This window comes from Janthinobacterium sp. GW821-FHT03C10 (assembly GCF_059420865.1).
Window position 1 is genome coordinate 1,336,059 of sequence record NZ_JBWKUN010000001.1, and the last position, 22,273, is coordinate 1,358,331.

The following is a 22,273-nucleotide window of genomic DNA, read 5'->3' on the forward strand; positions in this document are numbered from 1 at the left end:
TGATAAACCTCGCTCCCGTCATGGCGCCGACGCCAATGCTGCCTGGATCTGCTGCAGCGATGCCGGGTCGTCCATCGACGTCAGGTCGCCCGGGCTGCGTCCCTCGCAGATGGCCTGGATCGAACGGCGCAGCAGCTTGCCCGAGCGCGTCTTCGGCAACTGCGCCACGAACAGCACGCGCGCGGGCCGCGCCACGGCGCCCAGCTGGCGGTCGACCACGGCCATCACTTCGCGTTCCAGTACCGCCTTCGCGTCCAAGCTGTCGAAGCCCTGCGGATTCTTCAGGATCACGAAAGCCATCGCCACCTGGCCTTTGAGCTTGTCTTCCACGCCCACCACCGCCACTTCCGACACGTTCGGATGGCTGGTGATGCTTTCCTCGATCTCGCGCGTGCCCAGGCGGTGGCCGGCCACGTTGATCACGTCATCGGTGCGGCCCAGAATAAAATAATAGCCGTCCGCGTCGCGCACGCCCCAGTCGAAGGTCGAATACACTTGCCGCCCGCTGAAGGTGGACCAGTAGGTGTCGACGAAACGTTCGTCGTCGCCGTACACCGTCTGCATGCAGCCGGGCGGCAGCGGGCCTTCCAGCACCAGCACGCCCTTCTCGTTGGCACCGCACTCCTCGCCCGTCGCCTCGTTGAGCAGCTTGACGCGGTAGCCGTACATGGCCTGGCCGGGGCTACCCAGGCGCGTCGGCGTATTGGCAATCCCTTTCGCCACCGACAAAATCGGCCAGCCCGTCTCCGTCTGCCAGTAGTTGTCGATGATATCCACTTTCAGTTCGTCGGCGATCCACTGCGACGTGGTTTCATCGAGCGGCTCGCCCGCCAGATACAGCGCCTTCAAGGACGACAGGTCGTATTTGCGCATCAGTTCCACCGGGTGCTTGCGCAGCACGCGGATGGCCGTCGGCGCCGAGAACATGCGCGTGACCTTGTATTTTTCAACGATGCTCCACCAGATGCCAGCATCGGGACAGATGGGCAAGCCTTCGTACAGGATGGTGGCCATGCCGGCGATCAGCGGACCGTACACGATGTAGGAGTGGCCCACCACCCAGCCGATATCCGAGGTGGCAAAGAAGGTTTCGCCTGGCTTGCCGCAGAAGTTGTACTGCATCGACGAGGCCAGCGCCACCGCATAGCCGCCCACGTCGCGCTGCACGCCCTTGGGTTTGCCCGTCGTGCCCGAGGTGTACAGCACGTACGACGGCTCGTTCGATTCGAGCCAGGCAACGGGCACCTGCGCGTCCAGATGCTGCTCGCGCAGGGCCGCGTAATCGACGTCGCGGCCCGGCGTCCGTTCCATCGGCACCATTTGGCGGTCGACCAGCAGCACGTGCTGCGGCTTGTGCGCTGCGATGCGGATGGCTTCGTCGAGCAGCGGCTTGTAGGCAATCGCCTTGCCGTTGCGCGAACCGGCATCGGCGGAAAATACCAGCTTGGGCTGCGCATCGTCGATGCGGCTGGCCAGGCTGTTGGCGGCAAAACCGCCGAACACCACGGAATGCACGGCGCCGATGCGGGCGCAAGCGAGCATGGCAAACGCCGCCTCGGCGATCATCGGCATGTAGATCAATACGCGGTCGCCCTTGACCACGCCGAGCGACAGCAAAATGGCGGCGCAGCGCTCCACTTCGCGCTGCAGCTCGCGAAAGCTGTAGCTGCGCTCCGTATTCGTTTCGGTGGAAATGGCGATCAGCGCGGCGGCATCGCCCTGGCTGTCCACCCAGCGGTCGACGGCGTTGTGGCACAAATTCGTGGTGCCGCCGACGAACCATTTGGCGAAAGGCGGGCGGGAATAATCGAGCACTTGCGAAAACGGGGTGTTCCAGTCGATCTTGTCGGCTTCCTCGCGCCAGAAAACGTCAGGCGTGTCGATCGAGCGTTGATAAAATGCCGCGAAATTCATGTCTCCTCCGGTATGCGTGGAATCTGTATCGGACCTGGGCGACCGGGCCTGGTCACCGTTTTATGTGTTCCATCTGTGTGCCATCTGCCTGCGTCTCGCTGCCTAGAACGCGTCGCCCGGAATGCGCACGGCACCTTCCATCAGCACGCGCGCGCTGCGGCTCATGATGGCCTTGGTGACGCTCCAGGCGCCATCGAGCAGCGCCGCTTCCGCGCCCACCATCAGGGTGCCGGACGGGTGGCCGAAGCGCACGCTCTGGCGCGGGCCGCCGCCGGCCGCCAGGTTGACCAGGGTGCCGGGAATGGCCGCCGCCGTGCCGATGGCAACCGCCGCCGTCCCCATCATGGCGTGGTGCAGTTTGCCCATCGACATGGCGCGCACCAGCAGGTCGACGTCGCCCGCTTCCACCTTTTTCCCGCTCGACGAGACATAGCTTGCCGGCCGGGCGACAAAGGCCACTTTCGGCGTGTGCTGGCGCTTCGCCGCTTCATCGACATGGGAAATCAAGCCCATACGCAGCGCGCCATGCGCACGGATGGCCTCGAAGCGGGCCAGCGCGGCCGGATCGCCATTGACGGCGTCCTGCAGTTCCGTGCCCGTGTAGCCGATGACGTGCGCGTCGACGAAAATCGTCGGGATGCCGGCGTTGATCAGCGTGACTTTCAACACACCGATGCCGGGCACGTCGAGGTCGTCGACCAGGTTGCCGGTAGGGAACATGGCGCCACCGCCACCCTCTTCCTCCGCGGCCGGATCGAGGAATTCCAGCTTCACTTCGGCAGCCGGAAAGGTCACGCCATCGAGTTCGAAGTCGCCCGTTTCCTGCACTTCGCCATGCGTCATGGGTACGTGGGCGATGATGGTCTTGCCGATATTGGCTTGCCAGATGCGCACCGTGGCGATGCCGTCGGCAGGCACGCGGGCCGCGTCCACCAGGCCGCTGGCGATGGCGAACGAGCCGACGGCGGCCGACAGGTTGCCGCAATTGCCGCTCCAGTCGACGAAAGGCTTGTCGATGGAGACCTGGCCGAACAGGTAGTCGACATCGTGGTCAAGCTTGCTGCTTTTCGCCAGGATCACCGTCTTGCTGGTGCTGGACGTGGCGCCGCCCATGCCGTCGATCTGCTTGCCGTATGGGTCGGGGCTGCCGATCACGCGCAGCAGCAGCGCATCGCGCGCCGCGCCCGGCACTTGCGCGCTGGCCGGCAAATCCTGCAGGCGGAAAAACACGCCCTTGCTGGTGCCGCCACGCATGTAGGTGGCGGGGATGTTGATTTGGGGTACGTGGGTCATGAGTTTTCCTGGAAAGAGGTAGATCGGATTAGCGTGGCTTCGCCACGCTAATCCGACACATTGTTGGCGCGTTTTGGCAGACAGCGTCGGATTACGCGCAAGCGCTAATCCGACCTGCCGTTACGCGGCTTTCGAAGATTCGAGGAAATCTTGGGCAAATCGCTGCAGCACGCCGCCGGCCTCGTAGATCGACACCTCTTCCGCCGTATCGAGGCGGCAGGTGACGGGCACTTCGACCGTGTCGCCGTTCTTGCGGTGGATGACCAGGGTCAAGGTGGAGCGCGGCGTGCGCTCGCCCACGACGTCGTAGGTTTCGCTGCCGTCCAGACCCAGGGTCTTGCGGTTCACGCCCGGCAAAAACTCCAGCGGCAAGACGCCCATGCCCACCAGGTTGGTGCGGTGGATGCGTTCAAAACCTTCGGCCACGATGGCTTCCACGCCGGCCAGGCGCACGCCCTTGGCGGCCCAGTCGCGCGAGGAACCTTGGCCATAGTCGGCGCCGGCGATGATGATCAAGGGCTGCTTGCGCTCCATGTACACCTCGATGGCTTCCCACATGCGCGAGATTTTTCCTTCCGGCTCGATGCGCGTGAGCGAACCCGCTTTGACTTTACCGTCCTCGATGACCATCTCGTTCTTCAGGGTCGGGTTGGCGAACGTGGCGCGCTGCGCCGTCAAATGGTCGCCCCGGTGCGTGGCGTAGGAATTGAAGTCTTCCTCGGGCAAACCCATCTTCGCCAGGTATTCGCCGGCCGCGCTGTCGAGCATGATGGCGTTCGATGGCGACAAGTGGTCGGTGGTGATGTTGTCGCCCAGGACGGCCAGCGGACGCATGCCTTTCAAGGGGCGCGCGCCTGCCAGCGCGCCTTCCCAGTACGGCGGACGGCGGATATACGTCGTCTGCGGACGCCAGTCGTACAACGGGCTGACCTTGATGCCGTCATCCGCCTGCGCGGCGAACATGGGAATGTACACCTTGCGGAACTGCTCCGGCTTGACGCTGGAGGCGACGATGGCGTCGATTTCCTCGTCGGACGGCCAGATATCCTTCAACAGGATAGCCTTGCCATCCGCGTCATGGCCCAGCACATCCTTCTCGATATCGAAGCGGATGGTGCCGGCGATCGCGTACGCCACCACCAGCGGCGGCGAGGCGAGAAAAGCCTGCTTCGCGTACGGGTGGATGCGGCCGTCGAAGTTGCGGTTGCCCGACAGGACGGCCGTGGCGTACAGGTCGCGCGACACCACTTCATCCTGGATCACGGGGTCGAGCGCGCCCGACATGCCGTTGCACGAGGTGCAGGCGAAAGCCACCACGCCAAAGCCCAACGTTTCGAGCTCCGGCATCAGGCCCGCTTCCTGCAGGTACAGTTCCACGGTTTTCGAGCCGGGCGCCAGCGACGATTTCACCCACGGCTTGCGCGTCAGTCCCAGGCGGTTCGCATTGCGCGCGATCAAACCGGCGGCGATCATGTTGCGCGGGTTGTTCGTATTCGTGCAGCTGGTGATGGCGGCGATGATGACGGCGCCGTCCGGCATCTTGCCCGGCTCGTTTTCCACCACGCCGGAAATGCCGCGCGCGGCCAGTTCCGACGTCGGCACGCGGTTGTGCGGATTCGACGGCCCGGCGATATTGCGCACGACGGACGACAGATCGAACGTCAGCACGCGCTCGTATTGCGCGTCCACCAGGCTGTCGGCCCACAATCCCGTTTCCTTCGCGTACAGCTCCACCAGCTTGACCAGTTCGTCGTCGCGGCCCGTCAGTTTCAGATACTTGATGGTTTGCGCGTCGATGTAGAACATGGCAGCCGTGGCGCCGAATTCCGGCGCCATGTTGGAAATCGTGGCGCGGTCACCCAGGGTCAGGTGCGACGCGCCCTCGCCGAAGAATTCCAGATAGGACGAGACGACCTTCTGCTTGCGCAAAAACTCCGTCAGCGCCAGCACGGTGTCGGTCGCCGTGATGCCCGGCTGCGGCTTGCCCGTCAGCTTGACGCCGATGATATCGGGCAAACGCATCCACGAAGCGCGGCCCAGCATCACGCTTTCCGCTTCCAGGCCGCCCACGCCGATGGCGATCACGCCCAGCGCATCGACCATCGGCGTATGCGAATCCGTGCCCACCAGGGTGTCGGGATAGGCCACGCCGTCCTGCACCTGGATCACGGGCGACATGCGCTCGAGGTTGATCTGGTGCAGGATGCCGTTACCGGGCGGGATCACGTCGACGTTTTTAAAGGCCTTCTTGGTCCAGTCGATGAAATCGAAACGGTCTTCGTTGCGGCGGTCTTCGATGGCGCGGTTCTTGGCGAAGGCGTCGGGGTCGAAACCGCCGCATTCGACGGCCAGCGAATGGTCGACCACCAGCTGCGTCGGCACCACCGGATTGACCAGGGCCGGGTCGCCGCCCTGGGCCGCGATGGCGTCGCGCAGGCCGGCCAGGTCGACCAGGGCCGTCTGGCCCAGGATGTCATGACAGACGACGCGCGCGGGAAACCAGGGGAAATCGAGGTCCCGGCGGCGTTCGATGAACTGGCTCAGCGAGGCGTTCAGGGTGGCCGGGTCGCAGCGGCGCACGAGGTTTTCGGCCAGCACGCGCGAGGTGTAGGGCAAGGTGGCGTAGGCGCCGGGCTGGATCGCATCGACGGCGGCGCGCGTGTCGAAGTAGTCCAGCCCTGTTCCCGGCAAGGGTTTGCGGTGCAGGGTATTCATCGGGGTACTCATTGCTGTGCTCATTATTTGCGGTCCTTGATCGGCACGAATTCCAGGTCTTCCGGGCCCACGTAGTTGGCGCTCGGGCGGATGATCTTGTTGTCGATGCGCTGTTCGATGATGTGGGCGGCCCAGCCCGAGGTGCGCGAGATGACGAACAGCGGCGTGAACATCGCCGTCGGCACGCCCATCATGTGGTAGGACACGGCCGAGAACCAGTCCAGGTTCGGGAACATGTTCTTGATTTCCCACATGACCGATTCCAGGCGCTCGGCGATGTCGAACATTTTGGTCGAACCCGCTTCCAGCGACAGATTGCGCGCCACTTCCTTGATGACCACGTTGCGCGGGTCGGAAATCGTATAGACGGGGTGGCCGAAGCCGATCACCACTTCCTTGTTGGCGACGCGCTCGCGGATGTCCGCTTCCGCTTCGTCGGGGTTGTCGTAGCGCTTCTGGATGTCCAGCGCCACTTCGTTGGCGCCGCCGTGTTTCGGGCCGCGCAGCGCGCCGATGGCGCCCGTGATGGCCGAGTGGATGTCCGAACCCGTGCCGGCGATGACGCGGCTGGTGAAGGTCGAGGCGTTGAATTCGTGTTCCGCGTACAGGATCAATGACGTGTGCATGGCTTTTTCCCACGACGCCGACGGTTTTTCGCCGTGCAGCAGGTGCAGGAAGTGGCCGCCGATCGAGTCGTCGTCCGTTTCCACTTCGATGCGCTTGCCGTTATGGCTATAGTGGTACCAGTACAGCAGCATGGAGCCGAACGACGCCATCAGGCGGTCGGCGATGTCGCGCGCGCCCGGCGCGTTATGGTCGTCTTTTTCCGGCAGGGTGCAGCCCAGCACGGACACGCCCGTGCGCATCACGTCCATCGGGTGGGCGGCGGCCGGCAGCGCTTCCAGCGCCAGCTTGACGGCCGACGGCAAGCCGCGCAGCGACTTCAATTTGGCCTTGTAGCCCTTCAGTTCCGCGCTTGTGGGCAGCTTGCCGTGCACCAGCAGGTAGGCGATTTCCTCGAACTCGCAGCTGTCGGCCACGTCCAGGATGTCGTAGCCGCGGTAGTGCAAATCGTTGCCGGTCTTGCCGACCGAGCACAGCGCCGTGTTGCCGGCGGTGACGCCGGACAGGGCGACGGATTTTTTAGGCTTGAAAGTGGCGGCTTGCGGTGCGGTCATTGTGTTCTCCAGATTGAATAGTCTCGGGTGCGTCACTGCGGGACCGGCATGCGGTCCCTGCTTTTTGCTTATTCTTGCTTATTTCTGCTTATTTCTTTTGCGCGGCGAACAGCGCGTCCAGTTTCTGCTCAAAATCATGATAGTTGATCGATTCATACAGTTCCATGCGCGTCTGCATGGTGTCGACGACATTCTTTTGCGTGCCGTCGCGGCGCAGCGCCTGGTAGACGTTTTCCGCCGCCTTGTTCATGGCGCGGAAGGCCGACAGCGGGTACAGGGCCAGGCCCACATGGGCGCTGCGCAGCTCGTCCAGGGTGAACAGCGGCGTGGCACCGAATTCCGTGATGTTGGCCAGGATCGGCACGTTGACGGCCTTGGCGAAGGTGGCGTACATGTCCAGGTCCGTGATGGCTTCCGGGAAGATCATGTCGGCGCCCGCTTCGACGCAGGCGACGGCACGCTCCAGTGCCGCGTCCAGGCCATCGACCGCCAGCGCATCGGTGCGCGCCATGATGACGAAATTCGGGTCCGTGCGCGCATCGACGGCCGCCTTGATGCGGTCGACCATCTCTTCCTTGCTGACGATTTCCTTGCCCGGACGGTGGCCGCAGCGCTTGGCGCCCACCTGGTCTTCGATGTGCAGGCCGGCCGCGCCGAACTTGATCATCGATTTCACCGTGCGCGCCACGTTGAAGGCGGAGGAACCGAAGCCCGTGTCGGCGTCGACCAGCAGCGGCAGGTCGCACACGTCGGTGATGCGGCGGATATCGGTCAGCACGTCGTCCAGGCTGGAAATGCCCAGGTCGGGCAAGCCCAGCGAGCCGGCCGCGACGCCGCCGCCGGACAGGTAGATGGCTTTATAGCCGGCGCGCTTGGCCAGCAAGGCGTGGTTGGCGTTGATGGCGCCGACGACTTGCAACGGGGATTCTTCCTGGACGGCCTTGCGGAATGCGGCACCTGCGGAGTATTGAGTCATGTGTTCACCTTATGGGTTTCGGATGGTCCCGAATGTTTCACGGAGTGGCTATGAGCATCAGTATTGCAAATGCCGTGCCAGCACCATGCGTCCGTGCGGAAAATGCGCCACGGCACAGTGAAAACCAGGGTAAACGGCCACGCGGCGGCAATGCAGGCGCTGCCACGCCAGGGAACAGCGATGTCACGATGCAGGTCAACGATGTTTCAAATATGTTTCAATCATTCCATTTGAAACATTGAAACATGAAACGTGCCGGGCTGCCGCCGGGCAGGCGGGACGCCGGGCGCACGCATAAAAAAACAGCCGGCGGGTGCCGGCTGCAGGTCTGCTGAAAATGCAGGGTCTACGCGAGCCGCACCAGCGGATTGGCGATGATGTTGTCGATCTGGCGCACGGCTTCTTCGCAGGCGGCGGCAATGGCGCCCTCCTCGTCGTCGCGCACGAACTGCATGGTCGAGCCTTCGAATACTTCCAGGCCTTCCGCCGTGGCGCGTTCGATGTCGCAACTGGCCGACCATTTGCCATCGGTGGTGGGCACGGCCAGGGGAACGATTTCCCAGCCTTTATAGTGAATTTTAGAACTGCTATCCATGGGGTGCCTCCTTGGTGACTGACTCAATACTGGAAATCGTAGCATGAAGCGGGACCGCTAGCGACGTGTTTCACGCGTCGGCGCGCTGTCAGGCCGACTTTCGGGCTAAACGATTTACGCTGTCTCAAGGACGCAGCAGATTATCCACTTCCGTCCTGGCCACTTCCAGGCCCGCCGTGCAAGCGGTCTCGGGCGCCGCGTAGCCGCCCAGGGTGCGGCTGCGCGTGATGGCCTGCGCTTCCGGCTCACCCTCGCGCTGCAGGCGGTAGGTAAAATCCCATAAATCATCGTTGTCCTTTTGTGGGGTCACGGAAATCGTAAAACCGCGGTACTGTTCGCTGCGTGCAGTGATATCGTTCATGAATTCCTCCTTGGAAGAATGAGGTTACCATGCTGCAAGCGCGAGCATGCGCACGGCTGCGACGGGGGCTTATCTGTTTTTCGCATGTCAAATGTCAATTTGCAGCATTTTTTTAGCGAACTCTGGCGATATAATGCCATTCCCTTGCCCGTCCCTTGCCGCCGCGATGACTCCACAAATCCAAGCCTTCTTCGACCCGACCACCGCCACCGTCACCTATGTTGTCTACGAGGCCGATGGCCGGGACTGCGCCATCATCGATTCCGTGCTCGACTACGACCCCAAGGCGGGGCGCACCTCGACCGCCTCGGCCGACAAGGTGATCGCCTTCGTGCGCGAACACGGCTTGCAGTGCCGCTGGCTGCTGGAAACCCACGCGCACGCCGACCACTTGTCCGCCGCGCCCTACCTGCAGCAGCAGCTGGGCGGCGACGTGGCCATCGGCGCCGCCATCCAGACGGTGCAGCAGGCCTTCGCCGCCGTCTACCACCAGGACGGCGCCAAAGCCGACGGCTCGCAGTTCGACCAGCTGTTCGCGCCCGACCAGGTGTTTCATATCGGCAAGCTTGAAGTGCGCGCGCTGCACGTGCCGGGCCACACGCCGGCCGACCTGGCGTACCAGATCGGCGACGCCGTGTTTGTCGGCGACACCCTGTTCATGCCGGACGTGGGTTCGGCCCGCTGCGACTTCCCCGGCGGCTCCGCTTCCCTGCTGTACCGCTCCGTGCGGCGCCTGCTGGCCCTGCCGCCGCAAACGCGGCTGTTCATGTGCCACGACTACCCGCCCAACGGCCGCGCCCCGCGCTGGGAAGTGACGGTGGCCGAACAGCGCGCCAACAACATCCACTTGCGCGACGGCATCACGGAAGAGCAATTCGTAGCCATGCGCACGGGCCGCGACGCCACCCTCGACATGCCGACCCTGATCCTGCCCGCCATCCAGGTCAACATCAACGCGGGCAAGCTGCCCGAGCCGGAAGACAACGGCGTGCGCTATCTCAAGATACCGCTGAACGCGATCTGATCCCTGCGGGCACTGCCCGCCCGCCTCCCCTCCTTTCTTGACACCACGCAAGTTCCACCTCAGGCAATCCGCATACAGTGCAGATTGCCTGAATTCACTTTGGCGCCGCTTTTTCCTGCTTAACGCTGACGGAGCGCCCGCATGTCGCCCGACCCTACGCTCGATACGAATTGCCTGCTGCTGGCCGAAGCCGAAGGCACGGCCTTGTTCAGCCACGCGCTGCTCCAGGCCGTCACGCGCCTGCCGCGTCCCGGCATCGTCATCTTCGTGCATGGCGTCAATTCCGACGGCGAATGGTATGAGCAAGCGGAGCAAGGCCTGTGCGCCGGGCTGAATGCCCGTCTGAAGCGCCGCGACGAAGACCTGGAAATCCCGGGCCCGGCCGCCGGAAAGATGCAGGCCGCCACTTACGCGCGCGAATTGACGGATGACGGCTTCCTCAATCCCAAGCGCAACGCCACCACCTTCCTGCAGGCAGACGACGCCAATTCGCCCGTGATCCGCTTTCGCTGGGGCTACAAGGCCAACGGCGAGGAATTGCAGGCATTCGGCGACGGCATCTATCTGAACGAAAAGAATTACTGGGGCGGCGGGCCGTTCGCCAACGGCTGCAGCGCCCTGCCTGACCTGTGGAACCAGGGCTTGTCGGAGGAGCTGTTCCTGTGGATGCATATCCAGCACATGAACCCGACGAATGACCGGCAAGTGTATGCCTGCCCGCCGCGCCCGTACTTCGTGTTCGCCGCCTGGCGCCTGGCACATCTCGTACAGTCGATACGCGCTTGCCAGCACGACGCGCCCGTCACCATCGTCTGCCATAGCCAGGGCAATATGGTGGCCATGGCGGCCGCCTTTCTCGGCGAAACGCTGGGCGCCTCCGCCGTGGCCGACGCCTATGTACTATGCAACCCGCCCTACAGCCTGCTCGACAGCAACTTCACGGAAAACTGGGTCAGCGGCCATCTGAAGGATGAGCATGGCAACACGGGCCGGCAAAAGTATGAGGCGCGCACGCAAACCTTGAAAGCGTTTTTCAATATCTTGCGCACCCGTCCGGCCATGCAGCAGGATGCCGCCTTTGTCGACGAGTACAGCGCCAATCGCAAGCCTGCGCGCAAGAACAGCTATACGGCCGCGTTCGACCGCGCAGACTACGGTTTGCATGGCTCCACCTATGGCCGGGTTACCTTGTATTTCAATCCGCACGACCAGGTGATTTCCGCCACGCCCGTGCAGGGCATAGGCTGGCGCGGCATGTCGGCACAGGAAATTGCCGATACGGGCGGCGAAGGGATCTTCACCCAGCGCGTGTTTGCGCAAAATCACCTTGTCGGCCAGGAAGATGAGAAGGACTACGATATCTGGCAGCGCAATGGCCAGCCCTTGACGCCGGACAGCCTCGATTTCTGGCACCCGCGCTCGCTGGTCGCCGAGTACTCGATCGAAAAGGGCATGCGGGCCAGCAAAGGCATCGGCCGCAAGATACTGACCTTTCTGTTTGCGCCCATCGTCATCATTCTCGCCAAGACTGCCGGCACGCGCATCAACGCCCTGCCGCCCAAGACCTGGCGGCTGCCGATGACGGCGCCCAGGCTGCCCGAGCCCTTCCTGCCCCATTCGAAACGCTTTGCCGATACGAGCGAACAATTTGACGAAGACTGCGATGCCCCCGCCGACTCCCTGCACAAGGACCGCGCCGCCGAAGCCGACGATGCGTATGCGCCTTACCGATCCCAGGGCAAGGGCGATGCGCAGACCGAGGCGGCGCTGCGCTACGAACAGAATGGCATGCTGCGCATGCAGGCCAGGCGCGACGGCTGGGTCGAAAAAGGCAAACCGGTGACGGCGGTGGACGAGCCGGAAGAGGCTAGCAAGGAATTCAATGCCTGGCGCAAGAACGAAATCCAGAGCTACCTGGCCGCCAATATCGACACCCACGCCACCGATCACTCGACCATCATGACCAATCCCGAGCATGCGGAAAAGGCGCTGGCGTATGACGTGGCGGTGGGGGTGTGCACGATCAGGCGGGAGGCGTTGCGCAAGTTACGGGTAGCGGCGGATTGGAGCTTATTAGAGCCTCTCAATGCCACCGATGATAGCGCCGAGTTTTTTGAGTATTACGATAGCGGAAAATTCAAAAAGACATCTTTATACAAATGGGCTAACGCCAAAGACAGCCCAGCCAGAAAACCGAAAAGCATCGTTGACGAGCGCCAGAATGCCAGGCCTGCCGACCCGCCCACCAACTTTGCGCTGAGGACTGACGGTGCGTAAGTTCATTGCCACGCCGCGCCAGCGACTGGCCTGGGCGCTCACCACATTTCTCTTCGTCATTTTCCTGGCACTTTGGTCCATCTGGCCGGGCTATGCCGGCCACCAGACTGTCCATTCACCTGGAGACCTCATGAAACAGTTCCTCGCGCTGCCCATGCTCGCCGCTTTCTCCATGTTTGCGCTGTTGACAGCCTGTGCCGTGAAACCTGCGCAGAAAGAAGACGATCTCCCAACAATCACGGCCCACGTTCCCTTCCGGGCACAAGTCGTGGGCCTGCAGTGGCTCAATCCGCTGCAGCGGCTCGACTATCCGACCGAGTGGCAACTGCTATGGACCTTGGGATTGGCCAAACCCAACAAGAATGACGATATGGTCAGGACGGATCCCAGAGGTTTCAGCACCTTGCAGGCCGTCGCCCCCATTGCTCACGATCTCGATGGAACGGAAACGTTCAAGGGCTATCATTATAAGTATGTGCGGAAATTGACCAGTCTATTTCATGACATTTACTACTCCAGCCCCACCTACTTTTATCGGGTCTATCCCAAGGATCAAAAACAGAACTGGCGTGAACTGGCAGGCATCCACGTGGAATATGCGCTGCCTGCGGGCAAGTTGGATCCAGAGGAGGCAAGAAACACTATACGCGAACGCATCACCGACACCTTCAGCATCGGCAATACCAATTTCCCCACCCTCTGGACCCGCGCCACCCCGCCCGACGTGCGCATCACCCTGGGCGGCAACAACGCGGGCTTCGTCTCCCTGAAAGCCGCGCTGGCCTACCTGGAAACGCATCCGAAGGAAACCGTGTGGGTCATGAACTGGGACGCGCCGAGCCGGCCGAAGCCCATGCAGATCAATGAAAACCTGGTGCTGCTCGTGCTGGCCGGCCCCGGCTACAAGACGGAGCGGGCGGCGCTGGCGTGGATAGGCTATCCGGCCACGAAAAGCGTGGCCGATTTTGCGCTGGCCAAGGACAAGCCGCCGCGCGCCGTGCAGGCGTGGCAGGCGGCGTTCGCCGAGGCGGCCCGCCTGGGCGGCAAGACGGAAGAAGACATCGGCTACGTCATCCACGACGCCAACAAAACCTTGCCCGCCTCCTCCGACCGGCTGCGCCAGCTGGCGCATGCCTTGAGCCTGGAAGTGCCGGGCTTCGACTTCCTGCCGCAGACCTTCAATACGCCGGCCCTGCTGGGCGAGATGGGCGCCGGCACGGCGCTGACCAATGTCGCCCTGGGCATCGCCCATGCCAACCACGTCGGCCAGCCCGTGCTGGTGGCGGGCACCAGTGATCCTGACAGCGTCACGGGCGTGCTGGTCACGCCACCGGCAACGGTGCGCCCCATCGCCCACGACAAGCCGTGGTTCCGCGCCCGTGGTGAAAACCATGCCTACCTGCCCTGGTGGGGCATCCGCCACGACACGGCGGACGACATGCAGGGGTACTCAAAATAAAGGCCGGGGCGCTGGCCAGCGCCCTTCACGCTGCGCGCCATGCGTGCACGCTCCCATGCAGCATCCGGCCCGGACGCCGCAGCCAACCCGCCGGCGCTCGCCTCTTGCGCGCCCAAGCATCAGGAATCGTGAGCCGCGCGCTCAGTATTTACGATTTGCTTCGCTCCCCGTGGCGGCTTATCGTGTACCCGCAATCGGCCTGGCCCGGCCTTCCGGGACTCCGGGTCCTTGCCAGCCGGCGCCGGCCTTGTTGCCATGCGCTCCACTTCCCCCTCCTTTGCCTGGACAGGCACCACGATGACCTACTTGACCTACGCCAGCCCCCTGCCGCCCGCGCCGCCCTTGCGCCGCATCGATGCCGCCGCAGCCAGCCAGTCCGACGGCATCGCCAGCGTCTGGACGCAGGTGCGCGGCATGGCGCAGCGGCTCGCCGCGCGCGAGCCGCTGCTGCGCCCCATGCTCGACGAGCTGATACTGCCGCACGACAGCCCCGCCGGACTGCTCGCCGCCGTCCTGGCCCAGCGCCTGGGCGCGCGCGACATGCGCCCGGCCGTGCTGCGGCCCCTGTTCGAGGATATTTTAAGCACGCAGCCGCCCATCCTGGCCAGCATCACGGCCGACCTTGCGGCCATCGCACAGCGCGATCCCGCCTGCCCCGACAGCCTGCACGCGCTGCTGAACCTGAAGGGTTTTCACGCCCTGCAGACCTACCGCATGGCCCACCATCTGTGGACGGCGGGCCGCAGCGAGGCCGCGTATTCCCTGTCCAGCCATGCGGCCGGCGTCTTCGGCATCGACATCCATCCGGCCGCGCGCATCGGCGCGGGCATCATGCTCGATCACGGCAGCGGCATCGTCATCGGCGAAACGGCCATGGTCGACGACAACGTCTCCATCCTGCAGAACGTCACCCTCGGCGGCACCGGCAAGGAACATGGCGACCGTCATCCGAAGATACGCTCGGGCGTGATGCTGGGCGCGGGGGCCAAAATCCTCGGCAACATCGAGATCGGCACCATGAGCAAGGTAGCCGCCGGCAGCGTGGTCCTGCGCGACGTGCCCGCGCATTGCACCGTGGCCGGCATTCCCGGGCGCATCGTCCGCTACCACCTGGCCGACACCCCGCCCGCCTTCGAGATGAACCAGATGCTGTAGCGGCGCCCACGCACAAGACATGGCGTCAAACGCAACAACATAGTGCAAATGATGCGTCTTCCGCCATGCCAAATCCCTCAGTACCATGTAATGACTCTTATTGGATGGATCAGCCACCTTATGAATTCGCCGTCAAAACCCGTACCCCCCACACCCAGCCAGCAGGCCGCCCAGGCCGGCGCCGCCACGATGCCCGTGCGCGGCGCGCTTGCCAGCCTGTCCCTGTCGATGCTGCTGCCCGCGCTGGGCACCAGCATCGCCAACGTGGGCCTGCCCGACATGGCCAAGGCCCTGCATGCGCCGTTCCAGGACGTGCAATGGATCGTGCTGGCCTACCTGCTGGCCATCACCGCGCTGATTGTCAGCGTGGGCCGCCTCGGCGACATGATCGGCCGGCGCCGCCTGCTGCTGGCCGGCATCGCCCTGTTCGCCGCCGCCTCCATCCTGTGCGCCCTGGCGCCCACCCTGTGGCTGCTGGTCGCCGCGCGCGCCCTGCAAGGCCTGGGCGCCTCCGTCATGATGGCGCTGACCATGGCCTTCGTCGGCAGCACCGTGCCCAAGGCGCAGACGGGCAGCGCCATGGGCCTGCTCGGCACCATGTCGGCCGTCGGCACCACGCTCGGCCCCGCGCTGGGCGGCCTGCTGATCGCGCGCTTCGGCTGGCAATCCATCTTCCTCGTCAACGTGCCGCTGGCCGGCGTGGCGCTGCTGATGGTCTGGCGCTTCCTGCCGGCCGACCAGCACGGCGCGCACGCCAAGCGGCCCGTCTTCGACCACCGCGGCACGCTGCTGCTGGCGCTGACCCTGGCCGCGTACGCGCTGGCCATGACCCTGGGCCGCGGCCATTTCGGCATGCGCAACGTGGCCCTGCTGCTGGCCGCCTGCGTGGGCGGCGCCCTGTTCGTCTACGTGGAGCTGAAGGCGCCAGCGCCGCTGATACGCCTGGCCATGCTGCGCGCGCCCGTGCTCAGCGCCGGCCTGGCGACCAGCATGCTCGTGTCGACGGTCATGATGTCCACCCTGGTGGTCGGTCCCTTCTACCTGGCGCGCGGCCTGGGCCTGGGCACCGCCGTCACCGGCATGGTGCTGGCGGCCGGACCGCTGGTGGCGGCGTTCTGCGGCGTGCCGTCGGGCTGGCTGGTGGACCGCTACGGCGCGCAGCGCATGGGCGGCGCGGGCCTGTGCGGCGCGGCCGCCGCCTGCCTGGCGCTGTCCCTGCTGCCGGCCAGCCTGGGCATCCCCGGCTACGTCGCCCCGATCATGCTGCTCACGGCCAGCTACGCGCTGTTCCAGGCGGCCAACAATACCGCCGTGATGGGCGACATCGTGCCCGAGCAGCGCGGCCTCATCTCCGGCATGCTCAATCTGTCGCGCAATCTGGGCCTCGTCACGGGCGCCTCCGTGATGGGCGCCGTCTTCGCTTTTTTTGCCAGCGCCAGCGATATCGCCGGCGCCCAGCCAGCCGCCATGATCCGTGGCATGCACGCCACCTTTGCCGTCGCCAGCGCGCTGATACTCGCCGCGCTGGCCATTTTCGCGCTCGGCCGCGCCCTGGCCAAGCCCCCTACGCCTTCTGGAGACCCCGCATGATGCGCCCCCGTCCGACCCCCTCCCTGCCCGTCCCGCTGTTACTGCTGCTGGCCGTGGCCTGCAGCGCCACTTTATCCGGCTGCGGCCGTTCCCAGGCCGCGCCTGGCGGTCCGCCGCCCAAGCCAACTGTTTCCGTGGCGCTGCCGGAAACGTCGATGGTGCAAGCGAACCTCGACTACACGGGCCGCATCGAGCCGTCGCAGCGCGTGGAAGTGCGCTCGCGCGTGTCGGGCTATTTGCAGCAGATCGCGTTTCGCGATGGCCAGCAGGTCAAGGCCGGCGATGCGCTATTCGTCATCGACCCGCGCCCCTTCGCGGCGGCGCGCGACCGCGCCCGGGCCAGCCTGGCCCAGGCCCATGCGCGCAGCAAGCTGGCCACGGCCCAGTTCGAGCGCAGCAGCCGGCTGCAGCAGACGGGCGCGGCCAGCACCGAGGAGCTGGAACGGGCGCGCGGCGAGCTGGAAGGCGCGCAGGCGGCCGTCATGCTGAGCCAGGCGGAATTGCGCAGCGCCGAACTGGAACTGTCCTTCACCACCATGCGCGCACCCATCGCCGGCACCGTGTCGGACCGCCGCGTCGACGTCGGCAACTATGTCGCAGGCGGCGCGGCGCAGAGCGGCGTGCTGACCACCATCGTCGCGCACAGCCCCGTACGCGCCATGGTCGACCTGTCGGAAGCGGATTTCCAGCGCCTGCGCCAGCAAAACAAGCTGCCGTCCAAGGTGCAACTGGCGCTCGATGGCGGCGGCCCCGCCCAGGATGCCAGCGTCGACTTTGTCGACAATGAGATCAGCGCCCGCTCGGGCACGGTGCGCCTGCGCGCCAGCCTGGCCAACGCCGACCGCGCCGTCATGCCGGGCAGCTTTGCCCGCGTGCGCATTCCCGTCGGCGCGGCGCAAGAGCGCCTGCTGGTACCCGACGCCGCCATCCTCAGCGACCAGAACAAGAAGATGGTGTTCGTCGTGGACGCGGCGGGCAAGGTGGCGCCGCGCAAGCTGGAACTGGGCGGCCTGCAGGGTGACAAGCAGATCGTGCTGTCCGGCCTCGCGCCGCAGGACCGGGTCATCGTCTCCGGCGCGGCCAAGGTGCGCCCGGGCGACCAGGTCCTGGTGGCGGCTCCCCGCGCCAGCGGCACCTAAGGAGTGACCATGCGCTTTTCCCAATTTTTCATCCGCCGTCCCGTGTTTGCCATCGTGCTGTCGATCCTGATCACCCTCGTGGGCGCGGTGTCGGCCATGCGCCTGCCGATCTCCGAGTTTCCCGAGATCGTGCCGCCCACGGTGACGGTGAAGGCCAGCTACCCTGGCGCCTCGGCGCAGGAAATCGCCGATACGGTCGCCGCGCCGATCGAACAGGAAATCAACGGCGTCGACGGCATGCTCTACATGTCCTCACAATCGGTGGGCGACGGCAAGCTGACCATCAGCGTGGTGTTCAAGCCGGGCACCAACGTCGAGCAGGCCCAGTCGCTGGTGCAGAACCGCGTAGCGGTGGCCGAGGCGCGCCTGCCCGAAGCCGTGCGCCGGCTGGGACTGGCCGTCAAGAAGGCCTCGCCCGACCTGCTGATGGTGGTGCTGTTCGATTCGCCGAAAGGCACGCGCGACCAGCAGTACATCTCCAACTTCATCGGCACCGCCGTCAAGGACAAGCTGGCCCGCATCGAAGGCGTCGGCGACATCTACACGCGCGGCGCGCGCGACTTCTCGATGCGCATCTGGCTCGACCCGGCGCGCGTGGCCTCGCTGGGCCTGAGCGCGCCGGAAGTGATCGCCGCCGTGCGGCAAGCCAACTCGCAGGTCGCCGCCGGGGTATTGAACCAGCCGCCCGGCGGCAGCGACGGCGCCTACCAGGTGCAGGTGCAGGCGCAAAGCCGCTTGCGCGACGTGGCCGAATTCGAGGCGATCGTCGTGGCCGCCCATGCCGACGGCGGCGTGGTGCGCCTGCGCGACGTGGCGCGTGTCGAGATGGGCGCGCAGGATTACACGGAAAGCGGCTTCGTCGACAACCGCACGGCCATCGCGCTGGGCATCAGCCTGCTGCCCGGCTCGAACGCGCTGGCCACCGGCGACCGCGTGCTGGCGCAGCTGGCCAAAATGGAAGCCGATTTCCCGCAGGACGTCGCCTACCACGCCTATTACAACCCGACCGAATTCATCCGCTCCTCGATCGACAAGGTGCGCGACACCATCTTCGAGGCGGCGCTGCTGGTGTGCCTGGCCATGCTGCTGTTCCTCGGCTCGTGGCGCGCCGCCATCATTCCCATCCTGGCCATTCCCGTGTCCCTGGTCGGCACCTTCACGGTGCTGGCCGCGATGGGCTATACGCTCAATACCCTGTCCCTGTTCGGCCTGGTGCTGGCCATCGGCATCGTCGTCGATGACGCCATCGTGGTGGTGGAAAACGTCGAGCGCCACATGGAGGAAGGCATGAGCCCCGTCGCCGCGGCGCAGCGCAGCATGAACGAGGTGGGCTTCGCCCTCGTCGCCATCGCGCTGGTGCTGGTGGCCGTGTTCGTGCCGACGGCCTTCATCGACGGCATCTCCGGCATGTTCTACCGCCAGTTCGCCGTCACCATCGCCGCCTCCACCGTGATCTCGGCGCTGGTCTCGCTGACGCTGTCGCCGGCCCTGGCCGCGCTGCTGCTCAAGCCGCAGCACGACGCCAACAGCCTGGGCGCGCGCTGGATGGCCATCTTCAACCGCGGCTTTTCCCGCCTGACCGGAGGCTATGTGCAACTGACCGGGCGCATCCTCTCGCGGCGCTGGCTGATGCTGCCCGTGTACCTCGTGCTGGCGGGCCTGACCCTGTGGCGCCTGGACGTCACGCCGCGCGGCTTCGTGCCGCAGCTGGACCGCGGCTATGCCATCGTCTCGATCCAGCTGCCGGCCGGTTCGACCCTGGCGCGCACCAGCGAAGTGGTGCAGGACGCCACGGCCCGCCTGATGAGCCACCCGGGCGTGGCCCACACGGCCGCCTTCGTCGGCACCGACGGCGCCACGTTTACTTCGGCGCCCAACACGGCCGTCATCTTCACCATGTTCAAGGACTTCGGCGCGCGCGCCAGCGATGGCCTGGACGGCCCGGCCATGCTGGGCGCCCTGCGCGGCAAGCTGGCGCCCATCAGCGCGGCGCGCGTGATGGTGATACCGCCGCCTTCCGTGCCCGGCATCGGCACCGGCGGCGGCTTCAAGCTGATGCTGCGCGACACGGGCGGCCTGGGACCGCAAGCCTTGCAGGCGGCCGCGCGCGGCATCGCCGAGGAAGCGGGCAAGCTGCCCTCGGTGATGGGCGCCTTCACGCCGTTCAACGCCATGAGCCCGCAGGTCAAGGTCGAGCTGGACCGCACCAAGGCGGAATACCTGGGCGTGCCGCTGCTGCGCGTCAACGAGACCCTGCAAAGCTACATGGCGCCCGTGTTCGTCAACGACATGAACCTGATGGGCCGGGTCTGGCGCGTCACCGCCCAGGCGGACGCGCCCTACCGGCGCAGCGTGGCCGACCTGGCAGCCCTGAAGACGCGCGCCGCCAACGGCGACATGGTCCCGCTGGGCAGCGTGGCCACCTTCAGCGAAGGCACGGCGCCGTTCCGCGTGCCGCGCTACAACCTGTATCCGGCCGCCGAAATCCAGGGCAGCACCAAGCCCGGCTACTCGACGGGGCAAACCATCGCCGCGATGGAAGAGCTGCTCAAGGCGCGCCTGCCGGCCGGCTTCGACTACGAGTGGACGGAACTGGCGCTGCAGGAAAAACACGCGGGCGCCAGCACCGGCATGGTGCTGGGCCTGGCCGTGCTGCTGGTGTATCTGCTGCTGGCGGCCCTGTTTGAAAGCTGGCTGCTGCCGCTGTCCGTCGTGCTGATCGTGCCCAGCTGCGTGCTGGCCACGCTGATCGGCGTGTCGTGGCGCGGCCTGGACAACAACGTGCTGACGCAGATCAGCATCGTGGTGCTGATCGGCCTGGCCGCCAAGAACGCCATCCTGATCGTCGAATTCGCGCGCCAGGCGATGGCGGCCGGCGCCGATGCGCGCGCAGCGGCCATCGCCGCCGCCCGCACGCGTCTGCGGCCGATCCTGATGACGTCGCTGGCCTTCCTGCTGGGCGCGATACCGCTGATGCTGTCTTCCGGCCCCGGCGCGGAAATGCGTCAGTCGATGGGCACGGCCGTCTTCGCCGGCATGCTGGGCGTGACCTTGTCGGGCCTGTTGTTTACACCCTTGTTTTTCACCTTGCTGAGCAGGCGCCGCGCGGCGCCCGCCACGCACACGGTCGCGCTGGGAGAAGCCGCATGAGCCGCATGACACACCTGAACACGCGCCGCGCCGCGCCGCTGCTGGCGGCGGCCATGCTGGCCCTGGCCGGCTGCAGCGCCGGCACGCCCACGGCGACGCGGGCGCTCGAGCCGGCGCAGCTGCCGGTCCTGCCCTCGGCGGGCGCACCGGAGCTGCAGGCCGGCGCGCCGCCGGCGCTGTGGTGGCAGGAACTGGGCGATGCCAGGCTGGAGCAACTGGTCAAGCGCGCCTGGCAAGACAATTACGACGTGCGCATCGCCGCCGCGCGCCTGGCCAGCGCCAGCGAGTTCGCGCAGGCGGCGCGCGGCGCCCGCCTGCCGACGGTGGATCTCGATGCCCAGGCCGGACGCGCGCGTCTGGCGGCCATCGAGAGCGGCGACGGCCAGCCGCACATCGCCTCGCCGGTGCAGTGGAACGCCGTCTTCAGCTGGGAGCTCGACCTGTTCGGCCGCGTGCGCCACAGCATCGCCGCGGCCGAGGCCTCGGCGGACGAACGCGCCGCCGTGCGCGACGACGTGCGGCGCCTGATCCTGGCGCAGGTGGTGGATGCCTACCTGGTCCTGCGCGGCGCGCAGCAGATGCGCGCCAGCCTGCAGGAGCAGCTGTCGAACCAGTCCGGCACCCTGCAACTGGTGCGCGAGCGCGAGAACGCGGGCCGCGCCGCGCCGGCCGAACGCATGCGCGCCGAGGCGCAGATGCGCCTGGCCAGCGCCCGCCTGCCCAGCCTGAACGCGGAAGAACGCGTGGCGCGCAACCGGCTGGCGACCCTCACCGGGCAGCGCCTCGACGCGCCGGAACTGGCGGCGCTCGACCAGCCGATGCCGCTGGCGCTGCCGCAATCCTTGCTGACGGACGAACCGGCCCACCTGCTGCTGCGCCGGCCCGACGTGCGCGCGGCAGAACGCGCGCTGGCGGCCGCCAGCGCGCGCGAAGGCGCCGCCATCGCCGAGCGCTTCCCGCGCATCAGCCTGGGCGCGCTGTTCGGCGCCTCCGGCGTGGCCGGCGACTGGAATGGCGGCGATGCGGCGCGCTGGCATGCGGGCGCCGCCTTTTCCCTGCCGCTGTTCGATGGCGGCACGCGCCGCGCCCGCGCGCGCGCGGCCAGCGCCGAGGTGCTGGCCGCGCAGGCCGGCTTCGACAAGGCGCTGGCGCTGGCGCTGGAGGAGACCGACAGCGCCATCGCGCAATGGGTGCAGCTGCGCGGCCGCCATGCGGAACTGCGCCAGGCGCACCAGCTGGCGCAGGAAAGCGCGCGCCTGGCGCGCGTGCGCTACCAGGAAGGCGCGGAAAGCCTGCTCGGCGTGCTCGAAGCGGAACGCATTGCCCTGGCCACGCAGGAGCAGCTGGTGACGGCGCACCGCGACGTGGCCATCGCCACGGCACGCAGCTACACGGCCATGGCCGGCGGCTTCGACGGGCCCGTGCCGCGCTAGAGCAACGCTGCCGG

At 66.0% G+C, this 22,273-nt stretch carries 16 protein-coding genes; 9 read left to right on the plus strand and 7 right to left on the minus strand.

The window, feature by feature from the left end; genetic code table 11:
• Nucleotides 1-18 precede the first annotated feature (18 nt).
• The 5 genes from AC07VH_RS05665 to prpB form a co-directional block, all read right to left on the minus strand.
• Nucleotides 19-1,914, minus strand: coding sequence for a propionate--CoA ligase (locus AC07VH_RS05665; RefSeq protein WP_494787076.1), 1,896 nt, complete (start codon nt 1,912-1,914; stop codon nt 19-21).
• A 102-nt stretch (nt 1,915-2,016) separates the two neighbouring features.
• Nucleotides 2,017-3,207: a 2-methylaconitate cis-trans isomerase PrpF gene (prpF, locus tag AC07VH_RS05670; RefSeq protein WP_494787077.1), complete on the minus strand. Its 1,191-nt coding sequence runs from the start codon at nt 3,205-3,207 to the stop codon at nt 2,017-2,019.
• 120 nt (nt 3,208-3,327) lie between these two features.
• Entirely contained in the window at nt 3,328-5,922 is a 2,595-nt protein-coding gene (acnD, locus tag AC07VH_RS05675) for a Fe/S-dependent 2-methylisocitrate dehydratase AcnD (RefSeq protein WP_494787121.1), read from the minus strand.
• Nucleotides 5,923-5,945: 23 nt separating this feature from the next.
• Nucleotides 5,946-7,100, minus strand: a complete 1,155-nt coding sequence (prpC, locus tag AC07VH_RS05680) for a bifunctional 2-methylcitrate synthase/citrate synthase (protein WP_489630587.1) — start codon at nt 7,098-7,100, stop codon at nt 5,946-5,948.
• Between the two features lie 88 nt (nt 7,101-7,188).
• Nucleotides 7,189-8,076 (minus strand): methylisocitrate lyase, encoded by an 888-nt coding sequence (prpB, locus tag AC07VH_RS05685; RefSeq protein ID WP_489630586.1) that lies wholly within the window; start codon nt 8,074-8,076, stop codon nt 7,189-7,191.
• A 50-nt stretch (nt 8,077-8,126) separates the two neighbouring features.
• Between prpB and AC07VH_RS05690 the strand changes: the two genes are divergently transcribed.
• Entirely contained in the window at nt 8,127-8,318 is a 192-nt protein-coding gene (locus AC07VH_RS05690; RefSeq protein WP_489630585.1) for a hypothetical protein, read from the plus strand.
• 104 nt (nt 8,319-8,422) lie between these two features.
• Here AC07VH_RS05690 and AC07VH_RS05695 read toward each other — a convergent pair whose 3' ends face one another.
• Both AC07VH_RS05695 and AC07VH_RS05700 read right to left on the minus strand, forming a co-directional pair.
• Nucleotides 8,423-8,671, minus strand: coding sequence for a hypothetical protein (locus tag AC07VH_RS05695; protein WP_034783948.1), 249 nt, complete (start codon nt 8,669-8,671; stop codon nt 8,423-8,425).
• 124 nt (nt 8,672-8,795) lie between these two features.
• Entirely contained in the window at nt 8,796-9,032 is a 237-nt protein-coding gene (locus AC07VH_RS05700) for a hypothetical protein (protein WP_070257673.1), read from the minus strand.
• Between the two features lie 166 nt (nt 9,033-9,198).
• On the opposite strand from AC07VH_RS05700, the gene AC07VH_RS05705 reads away from it, so the two are divergent.
• From AC07VH_RS05705 to AC07VH_RS05740, 8 genes are all read left to right on the plus strand, one after another.
• A complete protein-coding gene (locus tag AC07VH_RS05705; protein ID WP_494787078.1) occupies nt 9,199-10,056 on the plus strand; it encodes an MBL fold metallo-hydrolase in 858 nt (285 codons plus the stop codon).
• Between the two features lie 141 nt (nt 10,057-10,197).
• Nucleotides 10,198-12,333 (plus strand): T6SS effector phospholipase Tle3 domain-containing protein, encoded by a 2,136-nt coding sequence (locus AC07VH_RS05710; protein WP_494787079.1) that lies wholly within the window; start codon nt 10,198-10,200, stop codon nt 12,331-12,333.
• A 130-nt stretch (nt 12,334-12,463) separates the two neighbouring features.
• On the plus strand, nt 12,464-13,792 hold the full coding sequence (locus tag AC07VH_RS05715; RefSeq protein ID WP_494787080.1) for a hypothetical protein: 1,329 nt from the start codon (nt 12,464-12,466) through the stop codon (nt 13,790-13,792).
• Between the two features lie 297 nt (nt 13,793-14,089).
• Nucleotides 14,090-14,947: a serine O-acetyltransferase gene (cysE, locus tag AC07VH_RS05720; RefSeq protein WP_494787081.1), complete on the plus strand. Its 858-nt coding sequence runs from the start codon at nt 14,090-14,092 to the stop codon at nt 14,945-14,947.
• A 120-nt stretch (nt 14,948-15,067) separates the two neighbouring features.
• Nucleotides 15,068-16,537 (plus strand): MFS transporter, encoded by a 1,470-nt coding sequence (locus AC07VH_RS05725; RefSeq protein ID WP_475416185.1) that lies wholly within the window; start codon nt 15,068-15,070, stop codon nt 16,535-16,537.
• Entirely contained in the window at nt 16,534-17,676 is a 1,143-nt protein-coding gene (locus AC07VH_RS05730) for an efflux RND transporter periplasmic adaptor subunit (protein WP_494787082.1), read from the plus strand. Before AC07VH_RS05725 ends, AC07VH_RS05730 begins: the two co-directional genes overlap by 4 nt.
• Nucleotides 17,677-17,685: 9 nt before the next feature.
• Nucleotides 17,686-20,826, plus strand: coding sequence for an efflux RND transporter permease subunit (locus tag AC07VH_RS05735; RefSeq protein ID WP_475416183.1), 3,141 nt, complete (start codon nt 17,686-17,688; stop codon nt 20,824-20,826).
• On the plus strand, nt 20,823-22,259 hold the full coding sequence (locus tag AC07VH_RS05740) for an efflux transporter outer membrane subunit (protein WP_494787083.1): 1,437 nt from the start codon (nt 20,823-20,825) through the stop codon (nt 22,257-22,259). Before AC07VH_RS05735 ends, AC07VH_RS05740 begins: the two co-directional genes overlap by 4 nt.
• Nucleotides 22,260-22,273: the final 14 nt, after the last annotated feature.